Here is a 19,874-nt window from a genome sequence, read left to right on the forward strand (position 1 = left end):
ACGACTAGCAGATTATATCTGTTCCTTAAGAGTAGAAATGATGAAATGCTTAACGTAAAGGAATTCATCTTAAAATGTCATCTATGCGCCTCAATTCCTCTTCACTGAATTCAAGATTTTGAAGGGCAGCTACATTTTCTTCAATTTGACTGACTTTGCTTGCGCCGATTAAAGCTGAGGTAATTTTACCACCTCTAAGCACCCAGGCCAGTGCCATTTGGGCAAGAGATTGTCCGCGTTCCTGTGCAATTTCGTTAAGCTTGCTCACTTTTTGCAGGATCTCTTCAGAAACGTCGCCTTCGTTAAGAAAACTGTTTGGCTTCAGTGCTCTGGAATCATGAGGAATGCCATTTAAGTAACGGCTGGTCAGCAATCCTTGCGCCAACGGTACAAATGCGATCGCTCCTGCACCTTCCTCTTGAAGAAGATCGGTAAGGCCATCTTCAACCCATCGGTTAAGCATGGAGTAGGCAGGCTGATGGATCAGCAGCGGAGTGCCAAGCTCCTTCAGGATGTTGATCGTTTGTTGCGTTTCCTCTACTCCGTAGTTTGAAATCCCGACATATAATGCTTTCCCCTGTCTCACAATATGGTCCAAAGCCATCATCGTTTCCTCAATTGGTGTTTCAGGATCCGGACGGTGGTGATAAAAAATATCGACATAATCGAGTCCCATTCTTTTTAGGCTTTGATCAAGACTGGATACGAGATATTTCCTTGACCCCCAATCTCCATATGGACCCTGCCACATGCCATAGCCCGCTTTTGTTGAAATGACCATCTCGTCACGGTACCCGGAAAAATCCTTTCTAAGGATCGCTCCGAAGTTCTCCTCAGCCGATCCCGGCGGCGGTCCATAGTTGTTTGCAAGATCGAAGTGAGTAATGCCTAAATCAAAGGCCTTCCTGATCAGTGCCCGTCCATTCTCGAATGGATCTTCTCCGCCGAAATTATGCCACAGCCCGAGTGAAATGGCCGGCAGCTTCAGACCGGATTTACCACATCGGTTATAGACCATAGAATCATAGCGATTGTTGTTAGGTTGATAAGCCATTTTTTAAAACCTCCAAAACTCCGTATTGTTTTTCTACCACCCAATAGGATTCATTTGCAGCTCTTTTTCCCACATCATTTCAAGCTTTTTCACTTTATCCGCTGAAATACTTGCAGCGGTTGCAGATACATTCTCGGTCAGCTGCTCAAGATTCTTTGCCCCCGGGATCACTGTTGAAACCTCTTGATAATGAAGAATATATCTTAAGGCGAGCTGGACCATCGTTTCCCCTGGTTCCAAAACTTCCTTGACAGCTGGTAACAGCTCGGCTCTTTTCTTAAGCTGCTCCCCGCCCCACCGACTGCGTATATCTGTAAATACGCTAGTCTCTTCATATTTACCTGAAAGCCATCCGGAATCCAGTGGCACTTTTACAATCAGCCCAACATTTCTATCAGCCGTTTTCTTGAATGCTTGTCTTGGCTCCTGATGAAAAATGTTGAACATTACTTCAATGACCTCGCTGCTTGTAAAATCCAACAGTGCCTCCATCTCTTTGGCAGAATCAATCGAGGCTCCGAAAGCACGAATTTTCCCTTCTCCCTTCAGCGCCTCCAATTCCATAAAATGTTCTGTATTTCCGGTTAGGCATTCAAAAGGCGGGTTATGCAGTAAAATGGAATCAAGATAATCCGTTTTCAGACGACGCAAGCTTCCTTCTACTGAGCTGCGGATTTTCTTCGGATCAAAATTTACTGTATGATCAGGCTGATGTCCAAACTTAGTGTTAATAACAACATCGGTTCTCTTTCCATGGAGCGCTTCCCCGAGAATGGACTCACTCATTCCTCCACCATAATTCGGCGCTGTATCAAAAAAATTGCAGCCTTGATCAAGTGCTTCATGTACTAATTTGACTGCCTGCTTGTCCGACATCTTGCCCCAGTCCCGTGCATTCCCAAGCTGCCAGGCACCAAACCCTATTTCTGAAACCTTCAACCCGGTATTTCCAAGCTGTCTGTATTTCATTTGCTCCCCTCCTCATTGCTTCTATTTCATTTAAAAGTGAAAAGGGCAGAAACATAGCTTCTCTGCCCCTTCTGTAAAACTAGTTCTTTATAATGCTTACATTATCAAGATAGACATTTGTTGCTGCATTGCCCTCAGCAATATTTCCGAGTTCAAACACGATTTTTCCGTCGTTATATGTTTCCTCGTTCATTACAAAGGTGATCGTATATTGCCTCTTTTCACTCGTTAAATCAATGGTTTGTGTTGGCATATAAGGGATGAACCATGGATCATAGGTTAGTTCTTTGCCAATATTGACATTCATCTTCCGCGGCTGGTCTGCTCTTGCTTCAAAAGTGACCGTATAGCTGGCACCATTTTCAAAAAGCAGATCCTTCTGGAACACTTGCGGAGCATAGGAGGCACCGCCAACCTGGGAAATCGCGACTTTCAATTCTCCAGCTTCAGCAGACATTGTACCTTCAGCGTAACCGCTCCACTGATCTCCCCACCAACTGGACCAATTAGCTGTTCCATTTGAAAAATCACCGTTGTCGATTCCAGGAGTTTTGACTGGCTCCTCCTGTGTCGGAGCATCCTTTACTTTTAAAACTACGTCGTCAATGAATACATCATGGCTGCCGACTGGGGACAATGTGTTTTTGCCCAGAAGCATCTTGAAAGAAGCAAGATCATCCAAAGGCATAGTGAATTCATATGTGTATTGCTGCATTTGATTTGTCAGTTCAACTATTTTACTAAAAAACCTTGTGTACTGAGCGTTTTCAACCGTTACCTCAGCCTCTCTATTCTTTGTAGATCGAGCCTTAAAGGAGAGCTCATACACTACTTCCTTAGCAAGGTCTAAGTTAGGCTGTATCAATTGCACACTCCATGGTTCTTTTCCTTCATTGGCAATAGACACTTTTGCTTCGTCATTTTCTTCTGTGATTTGAGCACTGGCATCATAGTGTACATAATTTTCCCATGACGACAACCCGTCGGTAAAATCCCCATTTTTCAAAGGGTACAAATCAATGTTCCCATAGTCAGGTTTGTTTGAGGTCTTCAGCATGACTACATCATCCAAATAGACATCAGCGTCCCCCTTACCAAAGTTGAAGACGATTTGAGCTTCCGGGTCAGACAAGTCTTCTTTCATTGTAAAATTGAATGTTTTCTCTTCCATGCTGGATGTTAACTCGATTGTTTGCATGGCAGAATAATTTACGGAACCATCCTTATTTAAAATGCTCACCTGAATCGTTCTCGCCTCATCCGCTCTTGCTTTAAATGAAACCTTATAATCATTGCCTTTTACAAGATTCATCCCTTTCTGAATCAGCTGAACCGCTTCAGGATAGTTGCCTCCATCTTCAATCCCCACACGGAGTTCTCTCGTGTCCTCTGAAACAGAAGCAGACGCAGCAGCCTCGTTGTTCACTGAAAAATTCCAGAACATCATCCGGTCCATGCCGCCCTGGTCGAACGTTCCATTATATATGTGGTTTCCATCAGCAAGAGGCTGTTTTGCTGCATTTTCGTCTACAGGAGAACCCGTAATATCCTCGACTCGTACATTGCCGATCCAGACAGGAGCTGTTCCGTTTCCGCCAAGATTGAACTCAAGCCTTGACGCAATGTCTGTTTCATTCAGCATGTCAAAGGTGAATTCATATGTTTGCAGTTCACTACTTAGCTTGAATGATTCTTCATTCGAGTACTTAACCCAGCCCCTTGAAGCACCTGCTCCCGTCTTCACCATGATATTCCTTGGTGCTGTTGATTTAGCGTCAAAGCTGACTTTATACTTGCCGCCATTGGCTAATGAGATGTTTTGAATCATTTGCAGGGAATAGAGCTGTGATCCTGGATTTTCAATATTTATTTTCGCAAAATTTTTGCCTTCTAAACTATCAACAGAAACCTGACCATTACCGCCAAACTCAGGTAAATGGACAAAGTTCCAATATAGAGGATTCAGCTCGTCACCTGGCTCATCTACTTCGGTAATCGCTTTTTCAAAATTCGTATCATACACCAGGTTCCCATCCTCAAGAGGCTGTTTCGCGTCTGCTGGCAACTCTACAGGGCCTGACACTGGTTCCACTGGTTCACGATAGTCGCGTTTTTTCAGATCATATACCCTGACATAATCGACTTCCATTTGACTAGGGAATTTCGTCGTCTCATCGACCTCCCCGTCAAACCAGCCTCCAACTGCGAGGTTCATAACCAAATAGAATTCCTGGTCGAACGGGGCAGGATAAGAGAAATTTGCCGCATTATCCTTTCCTTTTGAATACCATTTGTTCTGAGTTTGATAGAGTTCTCCGTCTACATACCAGCGAAGCTCTCCCGGCTCCCACTCAAGCGCATATGTATGCCACTTGTCGATTCCTCTTTTTTCAGGAAGATCGAATTCCTTGCCGGTATACTTGTTGTTCGGCCATCCTTCACCATAGTGAATCGTCCCCGCGACAGTATTAGGTCTGCTGCCCCATGCTTCGACGATATCGATTTCTCCTGAAGCCGCCCAGCTGCCATATTTATCTTCTTCTGGCAGCATCCAGAAGGCTGGCCACAATCCTTTTCCGACAGGAAGCTTTGCTTTCATTTCATACCGTCCATACTTTTTGCTGAACAGTCCCTTTGTCTTCAGTTTTGCTGAAGTGTAGTCGTATGTTCCGAACTGATCGGTTACCTGCTCTTTTTTTGCTTTTATGACGAGCTTGCCATCATTGATAAAAGCGTTTTCATTTGAATCCGTGTAATATTCCTTTTCATTGTTGCCCCATCCCGGTGTAATGCCGTTACCATTTTCGTCTACGATCCAGTTTCCGATGTCATAAGTCCACTTGCTCCGGTCAATTTCCTTGCCGTTAAATTCATCGGACCAGACAAGGGACCATTCTGATTTGTTGTTTTTCCCGTCTTGCTTCTTTACACCTTTTCCAGTGGCATGCCCATCTGGAGCTGCAAAACTTGTACCAGGCAGAATCATCATTGCACTCAACAACACGGCCAGTGTTTTTTTCAATTTTGTATTCCTCCTTCTTGTTTTTCGGGTCACCTTGAGGGCTTATTGGCGACCATTTTTTCCACTTCTTGTTCTTTTTGGTCGCCAAGAGGAATTATTAGCGACCTCTTTTCCTAATCTTTTCTAGTTCACCAGGGGCAAAGAACGAACAGCTAAAAAACACACCACCTCCCTTATTTCAGCTGTCATCTTATAAAAATAAAACGATTTTGAAATCACATGGAGGCGGTGCCGTTTACTTGTCAGTTGAATATCATTAGTTGTTTACAATGAAGGTGGTGATAGAATGTTCCGGTAAAACTGATGTTGTGCTTTCTCCACCTAGCGAAATCGTGATCGTTTCGGCTTGTTCTCCGTCATTCATCACGACCGCGACGATGCTGCCATCCTCATTCTCAAAAGTGACGGACTTCAATGTCTCATGTTCTAGTTCATGTCCGATCCTGACGGCGTTTGGCTTGATGTATTTGCTGAAGTGGCCAATATAGAAGTAGGAGCTGTTGTAGTGAACCTCGCCTGTCTTAGTATCGACAATGACCGGTGCATCGCAGTAATTGCCGACATGATTCGGGCCACCCTGTTCGTTCAGGACGATGTTCCAATCGATCCACCCTTCCAGCCAATTGTTGATATCGCCCATGATGTTTCGCGCATAGCGTTCTCCTGTATGCCAAGCGCCTAATCGCACTCCGCCTTCAATGCATCCTTCGGTAAAAATGAGGTGCTTTTCCGGGAACGCATCATGGATTTTGCTCAAGTTCTCGAACTCCTCGGACACATACCAGTGGATGCCTGTTCCCCAAATATATTTAGAAGCTTCAGGATCAGATAAAATCGTTTCTGCTCGCTCATAGGCGATATCCCGGTTATGGTCCCAGATGATGATTTTTTTGTCCTCGAGCCCTTCTTTTTCCATGACAGGGCCTAAATGGTTTTTGACAAAATCGCGTTCCTCTTCTGCTGTGTATCTGCAGGAATCCCAAACCTGTGTGGCTTCTGGCTCATTTTGGACCGTGATTCCCCAGATTGGGATTCCTTCTGACTCCATCGCCTTGATGTATTTTGTATAGTACAAGGCCCATGTATCATTGAATTCAGGCTTAAGTTTCCCGCCATGATTCATTTCATTATTCGTTTTCATCCATGCCGGAGGACTCCATGGAGAGGAGAGGATCGTTAATTCTTCTCCCCTTGCTTTCACAGCATCCTTTATGAGCGGCAGTACGTATTTCTTTTCACGCTCAATGGAAAAAGTCTTCAGTTCTGTATCATTTTCTTCCACATATGTGTAGTTCTCCAGAGCAAAATCACAGCTATGGATATGTGTTCTACCAAGGCTGTAGCCAAGTCCTGTTTCAGGATTAAAATAGCTTTCTATTACTCTTGCGCGATCTTCTTCCGAGATTTGGGCAAGGGTATAGGCAGCTGCTTCTGTGAAAGCTCCCCCAAAACCAATGAAGTTTTGATACTTCTTTTCTGGTTGAAGCTTCAGCTCGACTTCAGCGCTGACTACAGCTGGAATCTTCTCTTTTTCCGCAAATCGTTCGCCTGTATTTTTGGCGGTTTGTATAATTTTCATTTCCATAGACCGGCACCCCACATTCTCTTAATCTAAATAAACTTCGATTCTCTCAACGAGACCGTCGCGCACTTTTTTCGCATATGATCCTTGGATTCTTTCTCCCTGGATTTCAACCTGGCTGCCATCACTGTGCAAGACATACTTCACCGTCTTTGCACCGTCCTCGCCATATGTGTTCTTGCGGTCAGGGTTATGGTAAGTGACTTCTGTCTTGCCTAATAATGTGAACTGGACATGGCCTTTGTCATCAAAAAGCCATGCTGGTAAAATAGGCTGCAACTTTAAGGTCAATGCATCATTTTTTACGGCAAAGGCTTCTTTCCCGATCATCATTAATTGCAGGATACTTAAGAACTCGGCTGTCGTTCCGCTCAACCTGGCCACAAATCCCTGTCCATGAACTGCCGAATCAGGATTGACACTGCTAGCAATGAAGGATGAGTTTTCAAGGACACTTCTTCCATATACACCTGGATCCATGAATGGAGGCAGGGCATGATTCAAATCCTCAAAGAATTCATCATACAAGCCCGACTTCAGGACGCTGAGCAGATATTTGAATTCCATATGCATGAAAATCGATTCCCGTTCAAGCCAGCCTGGTGTAAAGGCTCTCGCACGCCCGATTTCAAAGGTTTGCTCTTCCAGAGACCCCGAAGTTTTGTACATTTTCAGTTTTGGATCGAAAATTTCAGAGTTCCTGACATGCTGATAAATGGACTGTGCTGTTTCCTGGTCGGCAGTCTTCAACTCTCTTGCTGGTCCCTCGAGGAAGTGTGGCAGCATCGAAACTTCAAATGAGTGCACCTTTACTAGCGGAAGTCCTTTTTTATTTGTTCTCTCTTCTCCGCTTTCCTCAGTGAGCTTTTCCCACTTCACTGCTTCAAAAGCAAAATACGTTGGGATAAGTCCGTTGCCAATCTGAGTGGCACGAGCAATCCCTGCTTTCGTTTTTTCGAGCATTTTAGCTCCAGCATCAGCAAGCTCTTGAAGAGAAACCTTCACTTCTGCGCCAGCAAAGCCATTTCTAACCTTTTCGCGATAGTGCTCCCGGGCAGCTGCAACCTGGTTCCAATAGCTGAAATCATCTATTTCACCAATTTCATACTGTTTGAGATTCTCTTTTACAGAATCTAGCAATGAATTGACCTCAGCCGGAAGGGAAACCTCCACCTCAGACTCCTGTCCAGAAGTTGTAACAAACTCAAGCAGACGCTTCAGTTCAAGCGTTTCGCTCATTGCTGAACCAAACAATCCTGGCAGTCCGTTCATGGAATCGTTCCAGCCCGGCTTGTTCGCTTCCATCTCCACACCCATTCCATAGGGATCCAGGGTGGTGAATTTAATCATTGCCAGCATGAAAAGCTTGCTGTACAAGCTGGAAGTATAAAATTCGCCATCTGGCTTCTTCAACCATTCAGACCCACTTTGATGTCCCAGCTCCGTAATCGCTTCATACTGACGGACCTTCCCATCAACAAGGACATATTTCTCTGAACGCGGATTCACCACGACCGGGCTGTAAAAATATTTGTAACCCTGATCCTCGAACAGCAGATGCTGCTTGTTTTCCGGGAAGACCTTAAGATAGTTTTCAATCAAGTCAAGATTGTACGTCCAGTGGTCCATCCAGTAGCCTTCGCCGAATTCTGCTTCGTTATTTTGGCTGCTTCGGGACAGAACTTTTTTCAGGAATTCAGGGAGCGTGATCTTCATCTTGATATCCCTGTCTGACATACTTTGGAGCAAATCTCCTGGTGTATACGTTCCTGCAAGCTTTTTCTTCATGTAATCAGCATCAGCGGAATCGGCAACCAATTCATCCAGCCAGCCCCACTCTGCCTTATCTGTCAGTTCAAAGCTTGCCCCTTTGACAACGAGAGGGTTATAGCCATCTGCCTGAATCAGGCTCATGAATAGCTTGATGTTATAATCCCCGGTTTCCGGATGGAAAAAGACATCATTGCGGCGATTCTGGTTCACATCGCGGAAGTTCCCGTTCCCCTGCGAGAAAAACTCAGGAGCAAGCGAAAAGAAGTTATAGTCTCTTTCCAGGTCACCGTGTTTACGGGAAAAAACATAATAGATATACGGTTCATCATCTGTCTCCAATGAAATTGGATAGCCCCCGCGCAGCACATTATCCAGGTAGCTCTGTTTCACGTAAGCGTCGAAGAGCGGAGAACCCGTTTTTGTCAGGGCGTCGTCCGTAATGGCTGATACAAGACTCTGACTTTCCTGATACTTGCGTTCAATATAGCCAGCCTCGGTAATTTCCGCTGCTTTCTTATTCATGATCTCGATATCCTTGACATGGCCGATCAAGGTTTGAAATGTGATTTTCCCACCATCCTCAAGGTGTTGCCCTAAGGCAGAAAAACCGCACGGTACCTTATTGGATGTAACCGGCTCAGCAGCTGTTAGTTCCTGAATCGATTTTCCTTCAAACTCGTTCGGATAAGAAAGCGAGCTGTTGAATCCAAATATTAAATCAGCATCGACAATAGGGGAAAGCAACTGGCCATCCTCGGAAAAGCTCATGTAAAAATGGCCCTTAGAAACCTCTTCGACTTCTGCCGAATCATTCGTGGAAGAACGGACACGGTAGTATGGAATCCTGTTTTCAAGGTTGAAGACATCCATCCAGCTTTTCAGTGTGTTCCCGACTGCTTTGTAGGCAGCGTCATCAATGCCAAAAGGGATGATCGCCGGAAGCCCGTCAAGGATTTCCAATTCCAGTGCACTGCCTGAAAGATTCTCGATTTCCACCTTCCTGACCAACGCACCAAAATTCTCATTAGGCAGCGTAAAATAGGTAACCAGCGTTTTGATCCCATATTGGTGGTTAACCTCTTCAATTTTCAACTCATTCTCTTTTATATACATGTTCCTCGTAGAGTTCTTCGTGCCGCCATAAGCCGAAAACGGTTCAAAAACAGTGCTGCCATTCTCTCCAGACAACTTTATGAAGGTACGGAAACCATTCGTGGACACACGCTGGTATGCCTGGTTCGCAGGGAAGAATTCTGTAATGGCATGGTTTTTATCCTGAACGCCAAAACTCACCATTCCCTGACCTCGATTCACATAAAAGGACCAGACCGGGATGCCGTATAATCCTGCAAGTCCTGGCAGGAAGCTCGAAAAGGTTTTAGCCTGATCGAACTGCTCTATTACAAAATATTGCTGATCGTCGATACGATATTTTTCCATCATTCTCACTCCGAAGCTATTGGATTTAGATTGAACGGTTCCTGATGATTTCAGCATAGCGATGTCCACTATCCTTAAGAATTCTTTCCTGTGTTTCAAAATCAACATAAGTAATCCCAAAGCGCTTATCGTACCCAAACGCCCATTCAAAATTATCAAGAAGCGACCATAAGTAATATCCGGCGATGTCCATGCCCTCTTCATTCAGCTGTGCAACAGCTCGGATATGCTTCTCTACGTAATCCTGGCGCTCGACGTCATGTACTCTGTGATCATCCGAAACGTGATCATCAAACGCAGCACCATTTTCAGTTATATAGATTGGCAGTCTCGTATACTCTTCTCTCAGTCGGCGAATCAAATCTTTGAATTCTTCCGGCGAAATATCCCAGCCCATTCCCGTCTTAGGGTAATCTGAATACGCATTCCTGAACAGGAAATCAGACGCTGCATGGAATTCTATTAAACTACGGTTGTAAAAGTTGATTCCAAAGAAATCACAGTCGATCGAAATCTTCTCCAAGTCACCTTCTTGGATAAAATCATAGGAATGAACATATTTAGAGAATAAATTCATCATGTCGACAGGATAAAGCCCTTTTAAAACAGGATCAAGGAACCACCGATTCGTATACCCGTCCGCATTATTGGCAGCCAATTGATCATTGGCAGAGCTCGAGGCAGGATACATTGGTGATAAATTCAACGTAATGCCGATTGGTGTGGATGACTTGAATTTACCTTTTAACAGGTCAACAGCTTCCCCATGGGAAAGAAGAATATGATGGACTGCCTTTAAAGCCTCTTCCATATTTGTATGTCCTGGTGCATGAATTCCGAGGTGATAGCCGAGAAAACCCGCGCACCATGGCTCATTATGGGTAATCCACATGTCCACCTGTTCATCCAGTTCTTCGAAGCATTTTTCTGCATACTCAAGGAACCAGTTAACAGATTCCCGATTTGTCCAGCCGCTCTGTTCATGTGCCCACATCGGCAAATCCCAATGATAGAGCGTAACAGCAGGCTTGATGCCATTTTCAATCAAACGTTTGATTAAATTTTTGTAAAAGTCCATTCCGGCCTGATTGTACTTGCCTTTCTCTGGAAAAATCCTTGGCCACGCGATTGAGAATCGGTAAGAATCCACTCCAAGCGTTTTCAGCACTTCGATATCTTTTTCATACAGATGATAGTGATCACATGCGACATCTCCGTTATCCATATTGAAGACCTTGCCTGGCGTACGCGAAAAATCATCCCATATGGACATCGTCCTGCCATCTTCCTGGTAAGCGCCTTCAATTTGGTAAGAAGAAGTTGCTGTTCCGAATATAAAATCCTTTGAAAATCTGTTCATATGATACTCACCTCAACCTAATCTATTTATCTGTTTTCTTATAAACTTTTATATAATCAATGGTCATACGTTGTGGGAATTGGGTTGTTTCATTAGGATACCCCGGCCATTTCCCTCCAACAGCGAGATTGAACTGCATGAAAAATTCCCGGTCAAATGGAGCAAACCCAGTCTGTTCCACTTCAGTTCCAATCGATTTGCTGAACCATTCATTTTGACGGGCAAAGAGGACTCCATCGACATACCATCTGAACTCCCCAGGCTCCCAATCTAATGTAAAAACATGAAAACCATCTGAGAATTTTTCGTTTTCAGGGAGCTTGTAACTTTCCCCGGTATAGGTGTGCGGGACGCCATAATGCAGCGTTCCATAAACCGTATCAGGTTCATGTCCAATCTGCTCCATAATGTCAATTTCTCCGCAGGCAGGCCAGCCGGTATACCGCTCCATGTCTTCAGGCATCATCCAGATCGCTGGCCAAATTCCTTGTCCCTCTGGCAATTTAGCCCGAATCGAGAAGCGTCCATATTTCCAGGCCGCTTTGCCCTTAGTCGTCAATTTAGCAGAAGTGTAAGCCATACCCTCATACTCTTCCTGTCTAGCTTCCAGAACGAGCATGTTATTCTCGATTCTCGCGTTTTCGTGGCGTGCCGTGTAATACTGGGATTCTTCATTTCCGAATCCCCAACCGCCCTCAACAAAATTCCACTTGCCAGAATCGATCTCAGGTTCCGTAAAAGAATCCTCCCAAATCAATTCCCATTCTTTTGAGCTTTCATATTTTGAAAGCGTAATCATTTCATTGTTTAAAGAATCTTGAATTTTGTCTGCCTTATCGATTGGCCTCATCTGAACATCTCCTTTCTTAAAGCAGAATCGTTAGAAACATATGATTACCTCTTATTTTACCGTTGCCGGGAGAACTTCTTGAGATAGAGAATTTTGAATAGGGTGCTGATATTTTAGGACTTGCGAAATAATATGGAATTCTTATCGTGGAAAATAAAAAAGGATGGGCTCTTATGTCCATCCTTTTTTGTAGACTATCTCGATGAAGATTTAGTTTGTCTGCTGTTTTTTACTTTATTCTCTGCTACTTCCCAGTCTGTTGATTTCCGTTCCAGGCGCTTCGCTTTCTGCGGGGCGTCAGATGAGCCTCCTCGTCGCTTTGATCCTGCGGGGTCTCACCTTGGCCGCTGCTCCCGCAGGAGTCTGCGCGCCTTCCACTCCAATCAACAGGTTTTTAATAAAAGGTTTGTGTCTGTATCTTTGTCGACAAACTAGATGGGCTTCTACCCCATCCATTAATTCATCTCCCTATACTCCTTAGGCGAAATCCCTTCAATTTCCCTGAACACCCTGGCAAATTGCTTCGGATTCTTATAGCCTACCATCTCACTGATTTCGAATACCTTATAATCAGTTTCCTTCAGTAAGCGTCTTGCTCCTTCGATTCTGACCATTTTCAGGTAATCAACGAAGTTCTGGCCTGTGTATTCCTTGAACATGTGGCTAAAATAGGAATAGTTCAGCGAAATGTAATTTGAAACGACAGCCAGGTTCAGATCCTTATGATAATTTTCCCTGATATAGATGATGGCCCGGTCCATATATTTTTGTTCGGAGTAAACCGATTTCATCTGTTTGTTGTATTCATGAATCCTCATCAGCAGATCCTCAAGTGCGCGGACATACTCATGAAAGTTAGGGAAATTGTAGATATCGCCTATCTTATTCAAAAGCTTGAATGTTTCAAGCGATTCCTCTCCCAGCCTGGCAAAAAAACCTTTAAAGATAATTTCATTGATTTCTTGATTAAGATTTTCGAGATAGCTTATGCTGCTGTTGGAAATCACATCAAAGTCCACCACTTGCAGCAGGTATGACTTTATTTCCTTTTCGCGCTCTGTACCAAGCATATTGGCGATTTTATTGATTAACTCGCTTGGCATGGAGGCGGAGTCTTGTTTTTCTTTAATTTTCTCGTAAAAAATGACTTGGCATCGAGGATATAAAAAATGATATTTTAAAGCATTCTCTGCCTGCTGGTAAAACGTCTTCAATTCGTTAATATCCTCAGCTTTTTCACTGATCCCTATTGCAAATGCAAAATACCTGTCTCTTCCGAATTGCTCCTTTAAGTGTGAAAACACCTGACTGTCTGGAGAAATGATGACGGCCCGATTATCTTTATCGAGAAATGAAAGGTTACTTGAATCTGTCGGGAGCAGCTGATTGATTTTATTTAGAAAATCTTCCCCTGCTAGTTCACCTTCCTGATCAATGATCCCTACATAATAACCTTCCGAATAGGAATCAATCTGCATTTTATTAAAAAGCTGGACCAAATCCTCTTTTAGCAGATTTGGATTGAGCAATATGTAATTCAGCTGGCTGGCGCGGTAATCATTCATATGCTCATTTGACATTTGATTAAGGGATTCGAGCTCTTCAGTGATTGTATCCAATGTCTTGAAAAGCTCTCCCCGGTTCACCGGCTTAAGCAAATAATCCTTTACCTTATGCCTGATGGCTTCTTTCGCATAGGCAAAATCGTCATAGCCGCTCAAGATGATGAGCGCAGGCTTTTTATCCATATTTTCAAGTTCCTTGATCAGCTGAATCCCATCAAGATGCGGCATTTTTATATCGGTAATCAAGATATCGGGTTTTAATTGCTTTATACTTGCTAGGGCTTCCATGCCGTCTGCTGCAATAAAGGTTTCGTATGCAGGGTACTCCCTTTTGATCATCGCCTGTATCCCAAGGCGGATATTCTTTTCATCGTCCGCAATAAGGATTTTATACATTCTGGCTGCCTCCCCTCAATAGTTTGCAAGGCATTGTTACCGTGACCATCGTGAATTCTCCTTCAACACTCGTTACAGATATGCCATATCCATCACCATAGTAAAGTTTAATCCTTTCATTCACATTCACAATCCCAATCCCATTGCCGTTGTTGACAGAAGCTGTTTCAATTGTTTGACCGGCTTGGATGCTTGCATTCAGCAATTCACTTTGAGCTGCTGACATCCCAACCCCATTATCGGTGATTTCAATGATGACCGACTCATCTAAATACCTGGCGCTTACTTTGAGGACGCCATTGCTTGAAAGATTTTTCGGAATGATCCCGTGTTTAATCGCATTCTCTACAATTGGCTGCAGAGACATTTTCAAAACTTCCTGGTCAAGCAGATCTTTATCCACATCGATATTTAATTCAAGCAAACCATCTAGCCGGAGATTCATTATATCAATATAGTTTCTGATATAGTTCAGCTCTTCTTCTAGGACAACGAAATCGTTTTTCCACCTGAGGTTATAGCGCATCATTTCTCCCAGGGAGGTGACCGCATCGGAAATCTCGTATTTCCCTTCGATTTCAGCCATCATCTTGATATTCTCAAGTGTGTTATATAAAAAATGAGAATCAATTTGTGTTTTTAGCGCTTTTAATTCTGTTTCTTTAGCGGCGGCCTGTTTATTGACAGCATCTGCAATCAGATTGTTTATTTTTCCGAGCATGCTTTTAAAATGGTAACCGAATTCAGCAATTTCATCATATCCGCTGACATCCACATCAAAGGCAAAGTCGCCTTTTTCTACCCGTGCCATTGAATCTTTCAGCTTATACATCCTTTTAAGCAGCAAGGAAATCAGGACATAGGTGAACAAGGAAAGAACGATGACAAGGAAGATGATACCGCTCAGGATGATATTCCTCGTCTTGGCTGTCTCTGCATATAGACCTTCAAGAGAAATTACATTCAGCATGTAAGCTTCCAAATCCTCAATTTTGGCAGTGGTAACAAGATAAGGAGTGCCCTTATTTTCAAATTGAAAGCTTCCAGTGCCTTCCTTTTTAGACTTGCTGAAATCGCGGATCAGCGCTTCAGGATCGATTCCTTTATCTTCAAAAAAAGTATCATGATGATTTCTGATCATGTTCATATCCTTGTCCAGGACCACATAGACAGAATCAGGGTCATTCTTCGGCCCAAACATCTTAGGGAAGAAGTTCTTCAGAAACATATTGATTTCAATGATGCCCAAATGTTCATCCTTGGGAAAATCGAGTTCCCTCAGCAGCGAAATCTTTGATGTGTTTTGTGATGGCAGCCTTTCAAGCACATCTTCAGTCTGCTGATCAAACCACCAGAGCTCCATTCCATTCCGGCTGACCACCTCATCTCTCCACGGCTTTTTCATGATTCGCTGCTCTCTGAACAGAATCGGCCACATTTCAGTAATATAGGGATTCGTGGTATACACTCGTATATTTTCGATCGCAGGATTGTTCGCCTGCAATCTGGTGATATTGGAGAGTTCGTTCATCCTAAAATCGATGAGCTGATTAACATTTGCTTCATTCCTTGTTTTCACAAATTCAAGGAATTCCATATCAGAAACAACCATTTGGGCTGTCCGTCTCATAGATTCGATGTTGTTTTTGATATGCACCTGTTCGATTTCGAGTGCATTTTCATTTTTGGTGCTGATTTCGTGTATGGCCCTGTCGTAAACATCCCTGGAATAAATGATCGTGGAGATGATAATCGGGATTATGATAATGATGATATAAAGTCCAATTAGTTTTTGCTGCAGGGAAAGTCGGTTTAATCCGTCAGAAAGCTTTTTCAGTGTCTCTGGCATTATCATGTTTCTCACTTCCATCATTTTTTCAGGATACCAACAGTATAAATTTTTTTGCTTTTTAAAAATAGGGGAAGTGTTACGAAAGTATGAACAATTATTCAATCCGCCAATAACAGGAATAGACCGCCCCTTTTAAAAAAATTTTAAAAGGGACAGTCTGATGAAAGGTTTATTTTGCTGAATCTAGTTTCTTCTTGTTTAATTCATACACCTTTTGCTGATACTCTTCTACTTTATCGTAGCCATAAGAATCACGCTTCTTCAAGAAATCCTTGAAGGTTTTATCGAATTCTTTATCGGATTTTGCAAGCAGCAGCTTCGGAAGCGTTTTGCCCCATTCCTGCGCGATCTTGCTTGCTGCAACGCCTTCTGCAGAAGTTCCAGTCGGGCTGATGCCATCAAACTCGGCGTAGCTGACTGTCTTTCCTTTTGTCCAGTCTTCCATTTGCTTGAATGGTTCAGACGCAGGTGGTGCCCACGCAAGGCTCATGTTTGTATCCATTAGCATCCAATATTTGAATGAAGCACCATACTTCTGGTCAAAAGCAGCACGGTCCTTATTCAATAGATCCAATACTTCTGGTTTGAATTCTGGCTTCCCGTTCACCATGTCATACGTTTCGCCTTCTTTACCCATGTAAAGGTCCATCTGGCCTTCTTCACTGATCAGGTAAGAAAGGAATTGGATCGCTCTTTCTTTATCTTTTACATCTTTGGAAATCAATGTAACTGTCCAGCCTGAGATGCTGTCGCCTGCTAAAGCAGGTCCATCTCCCTTGGAGTTCGCTGGTCCGTCAACAGCAATATAGACGGAGTTAGGATCTTTCGCATACAATGCGTGCTGCTGTGCTGCAAGGTCACTGCGCTGGTAAAGCATTGCGAAGTATCGGCCCTGTGAAATCTTCTCTTCCATTTGCGGACGCTTGTCGATGAAGATATCTTTTGCAAGTAGGCCCTTTTCATTTGCCTGCCTGAACGTCTTTAACCATGCAAGATATTCAGGATCCTGGCTGCGGTCATACACTTTCCCGTCCTTTTCCATTGGAATAGCAAGGAAGTTCTGAAGGTAGCCTTCAAGGGATGTGTTTCCTACATCAGTAAATTCATTCAATCCAAACGGAATGAGCGGTGCACCGTTGACATCAGGGAATTTTTCTTTTGCAGCTTCAAGAGCCTTTAAGAATCCTTCTGGTGTGCTCATGTCCGGGCTGCCAATCGCTTCATACATATCTTTTCTTACAAGGAATGTCTGATTGGAAGGCTTAAGGTCTTTATATTTGTCAAAATCCTTTGGTGAAGAAGAAGCGTTAGGATAACCGTAAGTGTTGCCATCCTCTTGCTTATACCACTCAAGCTTAGCGCCATCTGCCACTTTAAAGAAATAAGGATCATATTGGTCAGCAAGTTCATTCAATGGAAGGACTAGTTCTCCTTCAATCATCTTTTTAACTGCATCTTCCCACCAGCCTAATGTGATGAAATCAGGCAGTTTTCCAGATGCAATCATCGTGTTCATTTTCTCCGCTTCATTTCCTGCTGGAGAAATGTAATTGATTGAAACGCCAGTTTTATCCGTCACATATTTTGAAACAGCATCGTCGCCCCACTTATGTGCGAACCAAGAGAAGTTCACATACCAGTCGAAGGTAATTGGTTCCTTGTTCGACTGCCAGCCAGGTGCGTCAGCAGTAGCTTTTGGTTTGTCGTCTTTTTTCTCATCGGAAGCGTTTTCATTTGTCTTGCTCGTACAGCCTGTAAATAATGCCAATATCAATGATAGTACAAGCAGCATTGAAAAACCTTTTGAAAACATGTTTCTCCTCATATTTTGACCCTCTCTCTTATTTGTTTTTTGGGCCACCATTATCAATTTACACTTCTTTAAAAGGATGGGAAAGGCTTTTTGGAAAATGTCAGCCTTTCCCTCAATTTAAGGGGTAGCGCTCAAGATTGATAATGACGCCGATTTATTTAAATTTCTTCCATGAAGAAAATTTAAATTAATTTGATGATGGATCAGCCTTTAACTGAACCAATCAGCATTCCTTTTACAAAGTACTTTTGCAGGAATGGATACACGAGCATGATTGGAAGCGTAGTGACCACCATGGTTGCCAGTTTAATAGATTGGGAAGTTACTGTTTTCGTCGCAACTGTTCCCGCCGCATTTGTCATCATTTGATTGGAACTGGATTCAGCTACAACTTTGTACAAATACGTTTGGATTGGCTGCAGATCCGGGTTATTCACAAAGATGACTCCGGCAAAGTAGTCATTCCATTGATACACTCCCTGGAACAATGCAATCGTCGCGATAACGGGCATCGAAAGCGGGATGATGACTTTGATGAAAATCATGAAGTCGTTCGCACCATCTATTTTTGCTGCTTCCTCCAGGGAAGTTGGCAATTCTCTAAAGAATGAAACAAAGATAATTAAATGGAAGAAGTTGAACATAGTCGGAATGATATAGACAAGGAAGTTGTCAAACAACCCTAAATCTCTGATTAATAGAAAGTAAGGAATCAGCCCGCCGCTGAAAAACATCGTAATGATACCAACCAGCATATAGAAGTTACGTCCGTAAAGGTCTCGTCTTGAAATCGCATAAGCTACCATCGCGGTAAAGAATACATGTGTGATGGTTCCGATCACCGTTTTGGCAACGGTCACGCCAAAAGATGTGACAATCCCAGGGGTTTCAAAAACAGCTTTGTAGTTTGCGAAGGTGAAATCCCGCGGCCACCAGTAAATCCCGCCTCTCATTGCATCCACACCATCGTTCAGTGAATTGACGACAACGTACCAGATTGGGTAAACGGTAATGGCACAGATAAAAATCATGATTAAAATGTTAACATTATCAAATATGTACTCACTTGTGGTTCGCCGATTCCGTTTAAAAAGCTTAAACATGAATCCTCACCCCCTTAGAATAAAGATGTTCCGTTCAATTTTTTCGTAATCTTATTAGCTGATAGAAGCAGGATGAAGGCAATAATTGCTTTCAATAATCCAACCGCTGTTGCATAAGAATATCTGGCATTTTGCAATCCGAGCTGATAGACATAGATGTCAATTACATTACTAGCGCTTTCATTTAAAGAGTTCCTGAGAATCAGGATCTGATCGAAATTTGAATTCAGGACACCGCTTACAGCAAGAATGAAAAGAATCGTAATCGTTGGACGAATCGATGGCAATGTTACATGCCACATCTTTTGGAAGCGACTTGCTCCATCAATCGTTGATGACTCATAAAGCTCTGGCGATACACCAGCAATGGCTGCAAGATAGATAATCGCTGACCAGCCAAGCTCTTTCCAAATGTCCGATAAAATGACAATCGCCCAGAAGTTATCAGGCTCAGCAAGGAAGTTCGTGCGTTCACTGATCAACCCGAGACCTAGCAAAATATCATTGATGACACCGATATCCGCAAGCCACGTAGTCAGGATCCCTCCGAGTACAACCCAGGAAATAAAGTGTGGCAAATACGAAATCGTCTGGACTGCCTTCTTGAACTTCATCGAAGTTAGCTCATTAAGCATAAGTGCGAATATGATTGGTAGCGGAAAGCCAATGACCAATTTAATCAAGCTGATTCCGAGCGTATTTTTCAGGACGATCCAGAAATTCTCATCCTGGAGGAATTCCTTGAACTGCATAAGTCCCACCCATGGCGCTTCGGAAATGCTGCGGATGATGCTGTATTCCTTGAACGCAATGATTAATCCGTACATTGGGACATAGTTGAAGATGAACATCCACACGACCCCAAGCAGGGCCATGAACTGTAAATACTTTTGACTGATGATGGTCTTTTTTATTTTTTTGAATTTTTCTCGTTTCGTGCTTGTTTCAATAATGGGGCCATTCACCTGTTGTTCGACTGGTTGCTGAATTTTGACTTCCATTGTTTCACCACCTTGGCTGCTCTTGTCTTTCTATCTCTATAGTAAAAAAAAGCGCTTGCATTTATAAGCCATTGAATTTTGCTTATGGTACCAA

The 19,874-nt window shown here is 43.2% G+C and carries 12 protein-coding genes; all 12 read right to left on the reverse strand.

All coding sequences use genetic code 11. The annotated features are described in order from the left end of the window. Positions 1-64: 64 nt before the first annotated feature. Positions 65-1,054, reverse strand: a complete 990-nt coding sequence (gene mgrA / locus V7201_RS17360; protein WP_335378014.1) for an L-glyceraldehyde 3-phosphate reductase — start codon at positions 1,052-1,054, stop codon at positions 65-67. A gap of 33 nt (positions 1,055-1,087) precedes the next feature. Then, a complete protein-coding gene (locus tag V7201_RS17365; RefSeq protein ID WP_335378015.1) occupies positions 1,088-2,023 on the reverse strand; it encodes an aldo/keto reductase in 936 nt (311 codons plus the stop codon). Positions 2,024-2,102: 79 nt separating this feature from the next. Next, positions 2,103-5,045: a carbohydrate binding domain-containing protein gene (locus tag V7201_RS17370; protein WP_335378016.1), complete on the reverse strand. Its 2,943-nt coding sequence runs from the start codon at positions 5,043-5,045 to the stop codon at positions 2,103-2,105. Positions 5,046-5,301: 256 nt separating this feature from the next. Continuing rightward, positions 5,302-6,630: a glycoside hydrolase family 30 protein gene (locus tag V7201_RS17375; RefSeq protein ID WP_335378017.1), complete on the reverse strand. Its 1,329-nt coding sequence runs from the start codon at positions 6,628-6,630 to the stop codon at positions 5,302-5,304. A 21-nt stretch (positions 6,631-6,651) separates the two neighbouring features. Beyond that, a complete protein-coding gene (locus tag V7201_RS17380; protein ID WP_335378018.1) occupies positions 6,652-9,897 on the reverse strand; it encodes a cellobiose phosphorylase in 3,246 nt (1,081 codons plus the stop codon). Next, on the reverse strand, positions 9,866-11,200 hold the full coding sequence (locus V7201_RS17385) for a GH1 family beta-glucosidase (RefSeq protein ID WP_335378019.1): 1,335 nt from the start codon (positions 11,198-11,200) through the stop codon (positions 9,866-9,868). Before V7201_RS17385 ends, V7201_RS17380 begins: the two co-directional genes overlap by 32 nt. Before the next feature lie 22 nt (positions 11,201-11,222). Next, the gene (locus V7201_RS17390; protein WP_335378020.1) at positions 11,223-12,050 is read right to left on the reverse strand and encodes a glycoside hydrolase family 16 protein; all 828 of its coding nucleotides are present in this window, start codon (positions 12,048-12,050) and stop codon (positions 11,223-11,225) included. 455 nt (positions 12,051-12,505) lie between these two features. Next, complete coding sequence (locus V7201_RS17395; protein ID WP_335378021.1) at positions 12,506-14,011, reverse strand: response regulator; 1,506 nt, start codon at positions 14,009-14,011, stop codon at positions 12,506-12,508. Further along, complete coding sequence (locus V7201_RS17400) at positions 14,004-15,866, reverse strand: sensor histidine kinase (RefSeq protein ID WP_335378022.1); 1,863 nt, start codon at positions 15,864-15,866, stop codon at positions 14,004-14,006. The genes V7201_RS17395 and V7201_RS17400 overlap by 8 nt, the downstream gene beginning before the upstream one ends. A gap of 166 nt (positions 15,867-16,032) precedes the next feature. Continuing rightward, complete coding sequence (locus tag V7201_RS17405) at positions 16,033-17,676, reverse strand: extracellular solute-binding protein (RefSeq protein WP_438825076.1); 1,644 nt, start codon at positions 17,674-17,676, stop codon at positions 16,033-16,035. 203 nt (positions 17,677-17,879) lie between these two features. Continuing rightward, positions 17,880-18,779 carry a carbohydrate ABC transporter permease gene (locus V7201_RS17410; protein ID WP_335378024.1) on the reverse strand — a complete coding sequence of 300 codons (900 nt, stop codon included), beginning with the start codon at positions 18,777-18,779 and terminating at the stop codon, positions 17,880-17,882. A gap of 14 nt (positions 18,780-18,793) precedes the next feature. After that, on the reverse strand, positions 18,794-19,780 hold the full coding sequence (locus V7201_RS17415; protein WP_335378025.1) for an ABC transporter permease: 987 nt from the start codon (positions 19,778-19,780) through the stop codon (positions 18,794-18,796). Positions 19,781-19,874: the final 94 nt, after the last annotated feature.

The organism is Bacillus sp. JJ1122, assembly GCF_036964885.1.
Lineage (GTDB): Bacteria > Bacillota > Bacilli > Bacillales > Cytobacillaceae > Mesobacillus.

What these genes read in the sequence shown, in the direction of transcription:
- mgrA (WP_335378014.1), bottom strand. Translation starts at nt 1,054, where the DNA reads ATGGCTTATCAACCTAACAACAATCGCTATGATTCTATGGTCTATAAC.
- V7201_RS17365 (WP_335378015.1), bottom strand. Translation starts at nt 2,023, where the DNA reads ATGAAATACAGACAGCTTGGAAATACCGGGTTGAAGGTTTCAGAAATA.
- V7201_RS17375 (WP_335378017.1), bottom strand. Translation starts at nt 6,630, where the DNA reads ATGGAAATGAAAATTATACAAACCGCCAAAAATACAGGCGAACGATTT.
- V7201_RS17380 (WP_335378018.1), bottom strand. Translation starts at nt 9,897, where the DNA reads ATGCTGAAATCATCAGGAACCGTTCAATCTAAATCCAATAGCTTCGGA.
- V7201_RS17385 (WP_335378019.1), bottom strand. Translation starts at nt 11,200, where the DNA reads ATGAACAGATTTTCAAAGGATTTTATATTCGGAACAGCAACTTCTTCT.
- V7201_RS17390 (WP_335378020.1), bottom strand. Translation starts at nt 12,050, where the DNA reads ATGAGGCCAATCGATAAGGCAGACAAAATTCAAGATTCTTTAAACAAT.
- V7201_RS17395 (WP_335378021.1), bottom strand. Translation starts at nt 14,011, where the DNA reads ATGTATAAAATCCTTATTGCGGACGATGAAAAGAATATCCGCCTTGGG.
- V7201_RS17400 (WP_335378022.1), bottom strand. Translation starts at nt 15,866, where the DNA reads ATGATAATGCCAGAGACACTGAAAAAGCTTTCTGACGGATTAAACCGA.
- V7201_RS17405 (WP_438825076.1), bottom strand. Translation starts at nt 17,676, where the DNA reads ATGTTTTCAAAAGGTTTTTCAATGCTGCTTGTACTATCATTGATATTG.
- V7201_RS17410 (WP_335378024.1), bottom strand. Translation starts at nt 18,779, where the DNA reads ATGTTTAAGCTTTTTAAACGGAATCGGCGAACCACAAGTGAGTACATA.
- V7201_RS17415 (WP_335378025.1), bottom strand. Translation starts at nt 19,780, where the DNA reads ATGGAAGTCAAAATTCAGCAACCAGTCGAACAACAGGTGAATGGCCCC.